This is a genomic window from Candidatus Magasanikbacteria bacterium RIFOXYB2_FULL_38_10, assembly GCA_001783145.1.
In the GTDB taxonomy this organism is placed as follows: Bacteria; Patescibacteriota; Patescibacteriia; order Magasanikbacterales; family UBA10003; genus GWC2-40-17.
Genome location: MFQT01000015.1, coordinates 20,305 through 32,821 on the forward strand (window position 1 = coordinate 20,305; position 12,517 = coordinate 32,821).

Consider the following 12,517-nt stretch of genomic DNA (forward strand, 5'->3'; position numbering starts at 1 on the left):
TTAGAATATAATAGTATACCGCAAAAAAGCAACTTTGTCAAGACTTTGTACCAAAATCTCCCCCACAGGGGAGATTTTTGCTTATTTCTTGTTCTTTTTTGGTTTCTTGATGTTCTTTCTCTGAGCGTTATTTCCTTTTGCCATAAAACTTAAATTAAACTGATTTAAAATTAAGAATTAAATTTGACTTTTACATTATAGCACAAAATAACATAATCTCTTTATATATCGTAATCAATTTATCAGTCATAAATGCAATTTTCATTAAGATGATTTATTTAATTTTTAAAAAGTTAAGCAAATATGATATTTTATTTGTTAACAAAAAACTCAACTAAAACAAAAGTTGCCCAAAAGGCGAATAATGCGATAGCCTCCTTTTTGGAAAGAGCCCTTCCTGATTTCATAAATTTAAAGAGAATAAATGATGCTAACACCATAAACACGCCGGTAATATAAATTATTTTTGTCGGAAATGAGAAGGGATTGACCAAAGCAAGAATACCAACCACAATTGTCGCATCCGCAAGCACGGTTCCCAATATATCTCCTACCGCCAAAGAATCATCATATTTTTTTACCGATTTAAGCGAAAAGAAAAATTCTGGCATAGTCGTGCCAAGACCTACGATAAGCATGCCAATCAAAATCGGACTAACTCCGATGTAATTAGCTAAAGATGCGGCTGATGTGACAGTAAAATGGCCGCCGGTAAGCATAACGGACATGCTGAATATTAAAATTAAAGAATTTTTGATCTTATTGTTGCCATTATTTGCAGGAACCGAATGATTGATGCCTTTTTTAAGAGCAAGATAATAAAAAATACCGCCAACCAGTATAAGGATTAAACCTTCTAATCGAGAAAAATGACCATTAAACCCAAGAATGAGCGGTAACAAAAGTATGAATGGATAAACAGTATCATTCTTTATAATCTTGCCTTCCACTTTAAGACTGCGCCCTGTGAGAAATATAATCATCGCAAAAAGCAGTGTAAGATCAGCAATATTAGAACCAAACAACACGCCAAGACCGAATGAAGGAATTCCCTCGATAGCGGCATTAATGGATATGAATGTCTCGGGTAAAATGGAAATGATGGCAATAACAATAAAACCGATCGTGTATTTAGAAAGACGAAAACTTTCCGCCAGCCTACCGGCATATTTTGTGGCAAGTGTCGCACCTTTAATAACCAAGAGAAGTGCGACTATAAAAATGAATAAATTATTGATCATATTGAATAGTTTAGATAAACAGCAAACATAGATAATTTACTTAATAATTGCATTAAACAAATATCCTGTAAAAACAATTCCAATTCCTACAACCGACGCAAAGATAATGATTAATTTTGTTTTCATCACCTTCTTTAAAATCATAAACTCTGGTAATGACAAAGCCATAACAGCCATCATAAAAGCCAAAGTTGTACCGATAGCAACGCCTTTTTCAGTCAAAGCACTTATTAAAGGAATCAAACCAGCAGCGTTGGAATACAGAGGAATACCAACTAAAACAGCCAAAGGTACGGCGTACCATTTATCTGCTCCGGCATATTGGGCTAAAAAGTCAGCCGGGACATAACCGTGTATCCAAGCGCCAACACCTACACCAACCAAAATATATAGCCAAACTTTTTTTACAATATCCCAAGTATAACTCTTAGCATAATTTAATCTTTGAGACCAATTCATTTTTGGTAATTGTAGACTATTTTTAGCTTGATTCTTACGCACAAAATCGGCCAACAAATGTTCCACAGGAAAATTACCAATAATCAGACCGGAAATAATGGCGATTACCAAACCACTAACAATATATATACCGGCAATTTTCCAACCAAAAAGACCAAATAATAATACCAGTGCCACTTCATTAATCATAGGCGAAGATACCAAAAAAGAAAAAGTGACACCAAGTGGCACACCTACTTCTACAAAGCCCAAAAATAATGGCACGGCCGAGCAAGAACAAAACGGGGTAATAATACCAAATAAAGCAGCTAAAATGTTACCCGCAAATTTATGCTTACGAGACAGAATATTGCGAATTTTTTCTGCTGGTAAAAAAGATCTAACGAGAGAAACAATAAAAATAATTACCACTAATAAAATAAATATTTTAATGATATCAAAGATAAAAAAATTAACTGCCCCTGCTAATAAGGTTTTTGGAGTGATGTCAAAAACTGAATAAGTTAGCCAATTGGCTAATAGTTGTATTGGATAAAACATATTTTTGTTTTACGCTTTCACTGGCACCTTTTTCTTCTTAAGCCGCCTTTTTCACTTCATCGCCAATAATACATCCGAATATTTTTAGTCGAAAACCGGCTAAAACAACAAGATCCAGTTAGTATTTAATTTTTAATATTTCAATCGGCTGATCGCTGGTTCTTTTAAAAATAACCTTATCTACAAGTTTGTGTCTTAAAAAAGCAGGTTTATCTATGTCTTCATTTTTATAATTACCTTGTCCGGCAAAAATATAAGCGGCAACTTCTCCACCACGGAGGCTAAACTCCAAAGGTAAGCCTTTTTTTGTTTTTTTAACTGGTTTTTCAAGCTTCGGTGGATAAGCGTATCCTTTTGTTTCCAGTGATAAATCTTTACCCTCTTTCACTTCTTTTCCGTCAATCGTAAATATTACCTCAACAAAATCCTTGCTATTGTTGGCAAAATTTATCGTTTTTTTGCCCTCCAATGTGGTTATTGATAAATTAAACATAAGGTTTTACTCAAAGCTTAACTCAGTTTTTTCATTGTCTCGGCAAATTCCTCGTCAGTCGCCGTCTCTCCCTTAAGAACTTCACAGTCTTTACCTTGCCAATACGATTGCGTGTTCATATTCTTTCTGGTGACCTTTTCTGCCATTTGGCGATCGCCTCCAATTTGGCTCATAAAGAATTGCACTCCGCCTTCGAATATATCCTCGCAGGATTTCACACTGCCGTCGGCGTTTACACAGTAAAGACAAAATTTGGCATTTTCATCACCACCGGCGAAGTCTTCATTTTTCTCAAGTGGCATTCCGCAAGATTCACAATGTTTTTCCATATTTTTATGAAGTTAATAATTATTATTTCTTTTCTTTAGGCAAACCCCATTGCCAGCGCGGTTTTTCTCCTTTCCAGTAACCAAAAAAGCATACGAGCGCAATCATTAACAGAACACCTAAGAGAGCTGCGCCAGGTGCATCATCCGTGTCCCCGACATAAATACCCAGAGCGACAATGGCTATGCCGACAACTACGATAAGCCAGCCCTGCCATTTCACCGGCATCCAACCCCAGCCGTAAAGCTTGGCTTTAAACCAATATCCCTGCGGGTTATCTTTCAAGTATTTTATGTATTCTTTGATCATGTGTTTTTATTTTTATGTTCTAATAATTTCTCGGCTGGAGAGATGTCATCGAGAGCTTTGTGTAGAAAATAATTCCACGCATCGGTTACGAGTTCGAGAATATTGCTCAATTCCGAAGCGACTGCGCCAAATTCAAATAACACCGAATCATTCAATGTCGACGCCGGTCAGTGTCCTTCACAATCCACAAATATTAAGTTTTTGATGGCGATTTCCTTTGGCATAATAGTGTTAAGAAGTTTGCGTATCTTCAAGAAGCCATTCCCAGAACGGCCTGAATTGAATATCCAGATTACTTTTTTTAACTACACGTTTGTCATTCCATGTAAATACGGTAAGTTTGGAGACATTCAACTCTTTTCCTGCCTCAATGAGAGCTTTTATTTCTCTCTGCTCAACATCAGGATCAGTCATGTCATAGCAGACCTGTATCAACTCCGTGACCTGATATCCTTTTTTAAGCACAAAATCTATTTCTCTGTCGTTCCGGGTTTTGTAATAAAATAACTCGTGACCGGGCTGATTGCCTTTCTTTACCAACTCGGCAAAAACAAGATTCTCCATAAGTTTGCCGGTGTTCGGGGAATGCTGTACGGCTTTTGCCGTTACAAAACCATTATCAACGACATATGTTTTTTTAGATGATCGAAGTCGTATGCCGGCTTTTGTCGAATGTCTTATCAAAGGGAAAATCAAATATGCTTCCGTAAGATAGCCTACATATTTTTCCAAAGTAACCTGGCTTTTGAAGCCAAGAATATTGGCCAGTTTTTTAGAACCATACTGTCCTGAAATATTGTTTATAAGATATGAACCGAGACTGGCTATTTGTTCGGAAAAACGCACTTTATGGCGCTTCACCACGTCTTTGAATAACACAGCATCGAACAACACATCGAGATACCCTCGCGGATCAACGCCTTTCGTGACCACTTCCGGATAACCACCGCTCGTCATATACTGCGTCAAGTATTCAAGCAGTTTCGCTTTTTCATCAGGCAATAAAAGTTTGTCGGGAGTAACTTCATACTGCCTGGCTTTCAAAATTTCCGCAAAGTTAAACGGCAATATTTCTATTGGAATATGCCTGCCGGTAAGATGCGTGACCAGCTCTTTTGAAAGGAGAGATGCATTGGAACCGGTCAATACCAGATTGTACCCGGATCGATGCAGACGATTTACAAACAGCTCCCAATTTGGAAGATTCTGTATTTCATCAAAAAGAATATATTTTGTTTCTCCGTAGGCGAGCTTTAACTCTGTCATTAACTCATCAAGGTCAATTTTTTCTTCTCCGGGAATTAACTCGTCGTCAAAGTTGAAATAAGCAAATGATTGATCCTTTAAAAGCATCAATGCAAAGACGGATTTGCCTGCTCGGCGGGGTCCTAGAATAACTTTTATCAAATCAGAAGACAGCCACTTTTTAGCGTCTTTTTCCTTAGTTCTCTCAACATAAGGAAGCGAGAGAAGCCTCTCTTTATCCTGTTTTTGTTTAGAAACTGTTGCTTTAAGCATATTATTTATATTATACTATGTTTATTCTCCCTTTTAAGCATAATACAGTCATTATACTGGACAAGATAGGAAAATGCAAGGATTTTATTCTACCCCGGCCGCTTGTCCGGGGTTTCTTGGTATATAAAAAAACCCTTCACCATTGCTGGCGAAGGATTCGGTAGTCTTAAATCTCTCAGAAGCCAAGACGAAGTTAGAAACGCTGTTAAGGTACGTGCACGACGACTCGTGGAGTACTTTCAGCGCAACGACGAGGAATCCACCCTTGCGGCCAGTCGGGTTCTACGTCTCGTGGAAGCACAGAAGGAACAGACGCGTGCCGATTCGAACGTCGTGTCAGGGCAAGATTCTAGCTGAGTTTCTTCCACTGGATCTCGCCGACCTGGTTGAGCTTCTCGTCCACTTGCACCCTCGCCTCCCAGGCTTCGCGCTTGGTGTTGGTAGCCCGCGACTTGATGTTTCGCAGTTCATCAGACGAAAGACTGACGGGCGTGTTGGGCAGCACTGCGGTCTTCACCTGCACGAGGATGCTCGCTGGCCCATTGGCTTCGATGTCCGTCGAGCCCGGCGCCTTTGTGTCCACGTTCGTCATGTAGCCCCTACCGTTCAGCCACGCGGCCACCAGATGCTCCCCCTTGCTCCCGATCTCGACTGCCGTTGCCATGGTGTCGCCGTCCTTCTTCTGTGCTAATAGACTTAAACTGCATATAGCACCAGCCCCTCCGCCGGTCAAGCGTTCGAAGCGGGGCAGTTTCTTCTTTGGCGCATAGGATTCCTCTTTGGCGACTTGCGCTTTGCGGTCGAACTCGGCATCATCCATTCGGCACTGTGGGGAGGACATCAGGTGTTCAAGCGGATCTATCCAACAAAACCGTTGGCCAAGCGAAAGGGCATGCCTTTCCACGAACGCTTCGGTATGGACTTGGACCAAGACGAGGCCAAGCGGAGGTTCTTGAACCGCATCACTAACGTCATCTTCCACTCCTTCTGCGCAACCCTCGGGTCGAGCTTTGACGGTGACGTGTCCAACTTCGTTAGGGCCGCTGCAAACAAACTTGGGGAGGAGTGGTCCACAAGGGACTTCATGGGCCATCGTGTCGCCCTTACTCTCGATGACTTGGTTCGTGGCGATTTTGTACGATGTCTGCAAGCCCTTGAGGCGATCTTCGACGCGCTCGAAGATTCCCACTGGAGAAGTAACTTCAACGACCTCATTGTATCGATCCTGGGCGAGACCGAAGTGGATCTAGGTATCCGTTGGAAGAATGGTCGCTTCTCTCGAACTGGAGCCGAGATGCTGGACAAGGACGTCGTTGAGAAGCCCCTACGCTGGCTGAAGGCCAAGGGGTATGAAGGCGTGCTTGTGCCGTTCAGACGTGCGCTCGTGAACTTCGGACGAGTAACCGACGAGACCACTACTTTACCGAACGCCGTCGCCGATTTGCACGAAGCCATGGAAGCGTTGGCCAAGAAGGTGACAGGCCGTACCTCCAAGGACCTCGCAGGCAACTACGAGATCATGCTGAAAACGCTGGGAACGCCTGACGAATTCAAGGACTTGTTCAGGTGGTATGTGAAGTACGCCAACAGCTTGGCTCGTCACGCTGGCGACGGGACCGCGCCTCGCAGGTCCCTGGAGAGGCGCGAGGTGGAAGCCTTCCTCTACCTCACGGGGACGCTGATCCGGTTTATCATGGAGGAATCCTGACACTGTCCTGATCGGAAGCACTGCTTTGCAGTCTGAGCCCAAAGGCTCAAAGCCAACTATTGTATGGCTCCTGCCGGCGGTGTGTCCTTCTCGCACACCGGGCCACCCAATGTCGGTTCATCTTCCTTTCCGCGAGAGTTTATACGTAAAAGGAATGCAACAAACAACTTACGTTGCGCACTCTCCTCTTCTTTCACCTGTCTCTCTCGCAGCATGTAATACGCCAACCGATGGGTGCCCACAAGCCACGAAACAAGCCCCAGAAGAAACACCTTTGAGTACAGCGCCACCACAACGGCCGACGACCCCATCATGTATTGCACCGGCCCCTGGGGATTGGCTATTATCGAGAACAACGGCTGTATGCCAATGTATACGATAAGCAATATGACAACTCCGGTTGGAACGTCAATTGTCCTTGTTCCCATTCTCAATACGAACAAGCCCGTGCAGACCGCTACCGCTATCCCAGACATAACGGAGAAGATATCCGAAACGGCGGTCGTAGCTTCAGTCGCTCCTGGTCCGCCTGCAATTATTGATGTGGCAACTTCTACAGCAGCAAAAACAAACACAACAACCACGGCAAATATCCAGGCTTTTGACGGGCGATCTACGCCGACCGTTATTTCAGATAATTCAACATATAGAGCGTAAAAAATTACAGCCGTACAGTTGTTAAAAACGTTTTCAGCCACACTGCATATCGCAAACATCGTCACATTGTCGTCACATATGCTTTTAATAAACAAAAAAGAGTACAAAAATATCCAACACGCCCAGAGAAACGGCCAGAAACTTAGGAAGTTACGACATGCTATTGCCGCTGTCTCCGCGCTCTCGAATCCGTCTTTGTTGCCGTCTTTGTGGATCGATTTTATGTCGCCGGCGGTTGGGACATCTCGCAAGTTTATCGCCGACAACAGAAGCGCCATAAGTATAATAATATGAAAGAGATAAAAACCACAATCCAAGTACCTCGGAATCAGCGGAATACTTTGAGGAACTACTGACGCATTACTTCGTTGTTCCACTTGGGAGATCTTAGCAGATGGCTCTTGGGCAGCAGTTTCCATCACTGCGGTCTTCTTCGAGGCCAGCATGATGAAGTCGTCTATGTATATACATCGCAGTGAAATAGAAGCGAGCGATCCAATTGAAACGATAGATATAACAACAAGCAGCCAACGCGCCTTCGCCTTGGTCCACTCCCACATAGAAGGCATTTCCGGATCACTGAGTGGCTCGTACGTGAGACGCTTAAAAAAAGCATTAGAAGCCTTGCGAATATACTCTATGACTTCCGTCAGTGAAGACTTATTGGCTCCATTGGCAGTACCCAATTCATTTTCTCTCAAAAGCGCCGCCCCCGCGGATTGTATATCATTTATGGGGACCAATAAAGACACTGCTGGAGGAGTAGCCTCGAGGAATCAGACAATGTAGCAAAGGCAACAGGGAGAGCAGGGCTGCTTGGCGCTGGAGTAGAGAACATGGTGATCCGGGGGCAATACTGCGCATTCCCCTGCCTCCCAAGCCGCGAACCCGGAAGTCCATAATAGGCATACGGATATCAGATCCTTAGTGCAAGGGTTTCCGGCTAGCGTGCCCGAAGCCGGGATACGATGCAGGGGGGCAGTATCGGCTCGAAGGTTTGGCTGTCAGTTCGGGCATTCAGGCGGCCACGCGTAACCGATAATAGGATCTGGTCCCTTAAACACGTCGAGTCTCAAGTTGTCGTCGTCAGCGAGGGTGAGTCCGCCACCTCTAGAGTAGTCGATACGCACTGGCCGAGTTCCCGGCGGGTGATGTCCGGCCTTGCCAAAGACCTGCATGCCCTTCCGGTGGCCGGCGGAAGGCGCATCAACAAGGTCGGCGTCACCGGTCTTCGGATCGGGCGGAACCAGGTACCCCAGGAACCCGCCTGGTAACGGATGTTGGGCCAGCGACACTACGTCCGGGTTGTAGGAGCACGGTGTGAAGAGAGCATTTCCGCACTTGCCTCCTAGGCAACAGTAGTACTCCTTGCCTAAAGCCGCATCGTCGCTCTGGCGCTTCGTAAAAAACGCCACCCGGATCTTAGTCAGGCGGTGAAGGACGCCCTCACGATCCTTGAACGACGACAGGCCAGGCCAGGAACTCATGACCACGTCTTTTTTTAATACGTCTTTTTTGTCAATATGCTCGTCCGTGTACTCATACACGGCAACGAAGTCGAGGCAAGCCTTCGTCTCGGGCTGGTCGACCAGTCGATAAAGGTCCGTGAACGACGCGCGTGATAAGTCTAGTTCCGTCGCTTCCTCTTGGCCCTCGGCCACTACCTGTTCACGGGTTAGTTCCCCAGGAGGTTGGTTCGGCGGAGCGTCCTTGGCCGTGCCCCTCTGGCCAGCCTCATGCGAGAGCACTGGACGCGAACCCCCGACGTCGTCCGATTGCTGACCGCTTGGGGCATCACTGTGGACATGCTGTGGACCGTGGCTGAGTGCCACGACGATAAAGGCAGAGACGACAACCAAGCCCGTGGTCACGGCTGTGGGCACGAGGTGCTTCCGCGGGCTAGCGCTACTGCGCGGCCCAAGGAATGGCTTCAATGGCAGAAGCAAAAACGTGGCGATCCGCTGAAGCCGCCACCGGCCTGAACGTTTCTCAGAGCTCTGTACATACGGCAATACGCGTCCGATCTCCTCCAGGTTGCCGTCCAAGCCCAAACCCGGAGTCTCGCGAGTCGGCGGTTCTTCCGGCAGTTTCATCTTCCGATGACCGGGATAGGCAATGTGGAAGCGCTCTACGAAATGTTGGCGTCCTTCGCTCTTCGGGTCTGGGAAGTAGTACCAGATGAGCTTCAGGAGAGTGCCCGGGCCGGCCGTCCCCTTTTCAAGCAGCTCGCCAAGCTGCTTCTTGTCGACTTCAGCCTGACTGATGACTGAGGCCCGAGAGACTCCGGCGGCAAGATCCTGCCGCAGACGCTGGGCAAGATAGTCACCAACATCAGTCCGCTTGTTCTCAGGCCGCGGCATCGGGCGTTGGCTCCCCGGAAACTGTCTGTTTTCACCCCGTCTTCAAACGGAAACCCAGACTACCACAGCTTCTGACGCCATAGTATTTCTCCCGGTTCGCCAAGAGCCAAGAAGCCGTTTTATAGCATAAGAAAACCCCAGCGTTGGAGCGCTGGGGTGGGAGGGGTGCCTCGGCGACGTTGCGTCGCACGGCGTCCTGGCCGGAGGGAGCCCGAAAAACTCCCGTGACCCGGCCCCGGTCCTGACCGACCGGTGGAACTTGGCTCCCGCGTCCCCCTGAAGGTCCGGAACTTCAGGGCGAAACAGGAACATCCACCATCGAATCAAACCGGTTCCTAAATGATATCAACATGTTACGCCAAGGCGGCCGGGCCTGTCAAGGGCCAGCCGCAGGGAGGAGATCATGCGGGATCGGCAGTGGCAACAGGGACTTGACCACGAAATTGGGTCCGGTGAGGACGTGGAGAAGGCTGCCGCGCGCTCTATGAAGCTGCGCGCCCCCGCGCGCGATCACCAAGTTGAAGGGTCCATCAACGAGGGCCGCGTCCGGCCCTACGTGGTGGAGCGCGCAATCGCCCGGATCGCCGACTTGGACGAGTTGGTCCGCGCGGCGGGGTCGGATGTCGTTTCGAAGGTTGCGGCGGCGGCGTCCGCGCCCAATGCGGGGTTCGTGTTCACCATGGTTGTCTCGTGCACCGTATTTGATGGGTTCCTCCTGGCCGGGGGAATCGCGAACGCCATTCCCACCACCGAATCTTGGTGCGGTCAATTCGCCACCGGGCTGGGGGTCGCCGTCATGTGCACGTTGGGGGCGTGGGCTTTGGGCGTCGGTATCGTTGCTCTCGACATCGGCCGTTTCGGCCCCCTCGTCGCGTTGACGACCAGCGCCGTTGCTGGGTGGGTAGCCGGGGCCACTGTTGGCGAAGCCAGCGGTGACACGCCCGAAGCTACGCGCCTCCGCGCGGTTCTTTCCGCTGCTTCGCTCGCCGCCGCCTGCGTCCTTGAGGTTCTGGCCGCCGAGAGACGCAAGACGGTCAGTCCTGCCAAGGCCGCGGAAAGGGTACTTGCGCGGCTTGTGCATGAGCGCGACGCCCTGCTCAGCTACGTGGGGGCGTACCAGGACAGGGCGCTGGACGCTTGGCAGGCACATTTGGGCCAGCAGGCCGATCACCAAGATGCCTTGGTAGTGGGTCACTTCGCCCACCATCAGCAGGGCATTCGCAACAGGTGGGTCTGGCGGACCGTGGCCAGCGCCATCTCCAAATTCTTCGTTATCGCGCTGCTCGCTACCATTCCGGCAAGGCTCCATGCCGAAACGAAAGCGGTCGTCCTAGACGTCTCCGGCTCCGTTGCGGGAACCGGACTGGCCGACCAGGTGCTCGCCACCACTCCGCTTTCGTACGGCGACTCCATTGAGGCGTTTGCGCTGGAGTGCACAGGCCTGCGGCCAATCTACCGCGCTACAATCCGCAGGGTGTCCGAGCCTCGGCACAAGCAGGACCTTGCGCGCGTACGGCAGGAACTGTCCGATGCCCTGTCTCGGGCCACCGGGGATTCCACCGACCAAGGCTGCAGCCCCATCGCTAGTTCCCTTGCGACGCTCGCGGCGGATCTCCAGATCCGTATTGCGCAGGGCGAGCCAGTCACCCTCGTCGTGGCGTCGGATTTCATCGAGAACGACGGCTACAACGCCGCTGATGGACAGGCGTTTCGCGATGTGAGCGTCGTAGTCGCGATGCCGCCGCCCTCTGGAAAAGACCCGTCGGTACGCGCACAGGCGATTGCCTTGGCCCGGAAGATCTTCGCTTCGGCCAAGTCGTTGATCTTCAAGTAGGAGGCGGCCATGCAGACCCTCGGCAGCATCCTCCTGCTTCTCCTGTGCGTAGCCGGGTTTGGCGTCATGTTCAATGCCGCCTGGGCCAAGCGCTTATTCGGCTGGGTCATCGGCGTGGCGGCCTTATCGGCTTTCGCCATTGCCCTTTGGCACGTCGTCGCTGGGGCGTTGAACCAGGTCCTGCCCGGTGCCGACTTCGGACTGGTCGTCGGCCTCATCTTCCTCGGTGCGGCAGTGGTCAGGTTCGTGCGGCACCGCCGGGCTCTCACGAAGTGGTGGGGCGAACGCCCGACATCCATGAAATGGCGCGTGGACAGGGACTAGCAATGATTACGGATACGACCACCCTTGCTTTGGCCCTGGGCCGCCTCGGACGGCGGAAGAAGCCCTCGGACGCGACGCCACCTGTCGGCGTTGTCGTCGGGCAGACCAACGCCGGCGCGCCAGTGCTGTGGCCCTCGCCCTCTCTCTCCCAGGCTTCGCACTCGGCCGTATTGGCCGCTTCCGGCGCCGGGAAAACCATCCTGACGAGTCTCGCCCTCTTGGGCGAGATCGCCTCGGACAACGGTCATGCCAAGGAGTCGCGACAAGGCACTGTTGTCCTGGACCCCAAGGGTGACCTCATCTCCACGCTTCTCATGGGCCTTGCCGCCGAATTGCCCGAACGATTGTCCGACGTGGTCTACCTCAACCCTTTTGTGGGTGGATTCCACTTCAATCTCTCGCTGCTAGCGCTCGGCAAGACCCCCTTGGACATCCGTGCCCATCAGATTGCGGCGCTCGTCGCCGCCGTCAGCACGGGGGTGGGGAGCCAGGCGCACCTTGGCGCTGGCGCCCGGCAGATCGACGTCCTCGAAGGAACCACCCTCGCGGCTTTAGACTGCGACCATCCCGAGGCGTCCGTCTTGTGGGCCTTGGACGCTCTCACGCAGAAGAAGGGAATGGGCCTGCTTGCCAAAGCGACGCGCTCGCGCCGGGCCCGGCAATTCCTTGAAGGCGCCAGCCTTTCTGACGAACTCAAAGCGTCGTGTTCGTCGCGCCTGCGCCTGGCATTTGCGGCGTCCGCAGATC

At 49.9% G+C, this 12,517-nt stretch carries 13 protein-coding genes and 1 pseudogene; 5 read left to right on the plus strand and 9 right to left on the minus strand.

Translation table 11 applies throughout. The annotated features are described in order from the left end of the window. Positions 1 to 311 precede the first annotated feature (311 nt). The 6 genes from A2294_03535 to A2294_03560 all read right to left on the minus strand — a co-directional run bounded on the left by A2294_03535 (position 312) and on the right by A2294_03560 (position 4,887). The gene (locus A2294_03535; GenBank protein OGH85450.1) at positions 312 to 1,241 is read right to left on the minus strand and encodes a hypothetical protein; all 930 of its coding nucleotides are present in this window, start codon (positions 1,239 to 1,241) and stop codon (positions 312 to 314) included. A gap of 36 nt (positions 1,242 to 1,277) precedes the next feature. Then, positions 1,278 to 2,240, minus strand: coding sequence for a hypothetical protein (locus A2294_03540; GenBank protein ID OGH85451.1), 963 nt, complete (start codon positions 2,238 to 2,240; stop codon positions 1,278 to 1,280). A gap of 118 nt (positions 2,241 to 2,358) precedes the next feature. After that, entirely contained in the window at positions 2,359 to 2,733 is a 375-nt protein-coding gene (locus A2294_03545) for a hypothetical protein (GenBank protein ID OGH85452.1), read from the minus strand. Positions 2,734 to 2,750: 17 nt separating this feature from the next. Beyond that, positions 2,751 to 3,062, minus strand: a complete 312-nt coding sequence (locus tag A2294_03550) for a hypothetical protein (GenBank protein OGH85453.1) — start codon at positions 3,060 to 3,062, stop codon at positions 2,751 to 2,753. Positions 3,063 to 3,084: 22 nt separating this feature from the next. After that, positions 3,085 to 3,369: a hypothetical protein gene (locus A2294_03555; protein ID OGH85454.1), complete on the minus strand. Its 285-nt coding sequence runs from the start codon at positions 3,367 to 3,369 to the stop codon at positions 3,085 to 3,087. Between the two features lie 231 nt (positions 3,370 to 3,600). Beyond that, positions 3,601 to 4,887 carry a hypothetical protein gene (locus A2294_03560; GenBank protein ID OGH85455.1) on the minus strand — a complete coding sequence of 429 codons (1,287 nt, stop codon included), beginning with the start codon at positions 4,885 to 4,887 and terminating at the stop codon, positions 3,601 to 3,603. A gap of 102 nt (positions 4,888 to 4,989) precedes the next feature. On the opposite strand from A2294_03560, the gene A2294_03565 reads away from it, so the two are divergent. Next, positions 4,990 to 5,244, plus strand: a complete 255-nt coding sequence (locus A2294_03565; protein ID OGH85456.1) for a hypothetical protein — start codon at positions 4,990 to 4,992, stop codon at positions 5,242 to 5,244. Here the strand turns inward: A2294_03565 and A2294_03570 are convergent. Next, the gene (locus A2294_03570) at positions 5,237 to 5,980 is read right to left on the minus strand and encodes a hypothetical protein (protein ID OGH85457.1); all 744 of its coding nucleotides are present in this window, start codon (positions 5,978 to 5,980) and stop codon (positions 5,237 to 5,239) included. The two genes, A2294_03565 and A2294_03570, sit on opposite strands and share 8 nt — an antisense overlap. Between A2294_03570 and A2294_03575 the strand changes: the two genes are divergently transcribed. Then, positions 5,972 to 6,595, plus strand: a complete 624-nt coding sequence (locus A2294_03575; GenBank protein OGH85458.1) for a hypothetical protein — start codon at positions 5,972 to 5,974, stop codon at positions 6,593 to 6,595. The two genes, A2294_03570 and A2294_03575, sit on opposite strands and share 9 nt — an antisense overlap. A gap of 56 nt (positions 6,596 to 6,651) precedes the next feature. Here the strand turns inward: A2294_03575 and A2294_03580 are convergent, their stop codons facing one another. Together A2294_03580 and A2294_03585 are read right to left on the minus strand one after the other, a co-directional pair. Beyond that, entirely contained in the window at positions 6,652 to 7,953 is a 1,302-nt protein-coding gene (locus tag A2294_03580) for a hypothetical protein (GenBank protein ID OGH85459.1), read from the minus strand. A 303-nt stretch (positions 7,954 to 8,256) separates the two neighbouring features. Further along, positions 8,257 to 9,612 (minus strand): hypothetical protein, encoded by a 1,356-nt coding sequence (locus A2294_03585; GenBank protein ID OGH85460.1) that lies wholly within the window; start codon positions 9,610 to 9,612, stop codon positions 8,257 to 8,259. A gap of 403 nt (positions 9,613 to 10,015) precedes the next feature. On the opposite strand from A2294_03585, the gene A2294_03590 reads away from it, so the two are divergent. From A2294_03590 to A2294_03600, 3 genes and pseudogenes are all read left to right on the plus strand, one after another. Beyond that, positions 10,016 to 11,446, plus strand: coding sequence for a hypothetical protein (locus A2294_03590; GenBank protein ID OGH85461.1), 1,431 nt, complete (start codon positions 10,016 to 10,018; stop codon positions 11,444 to 11,446). A gap of 9 nt (positions 11,447 to 11,455) precedes the next feature. Then, complete coding sequence (locus A2294_03595) at positions 11,456 to 11,770, plus strand: hypothetical protein (protein ID OGH85462.1); 315 nt, start codon at positions 11,456 to 11,458, stop codon at positions 11,768 to 11,770. A 2-nt stretch (positions 11,771 to 11,772) separates the two neighbouring features. Next, positions 11,773 to 12,517 (plus strand): annotated as a pseudogene (locus tag A2294_03600) (hypothetical protein).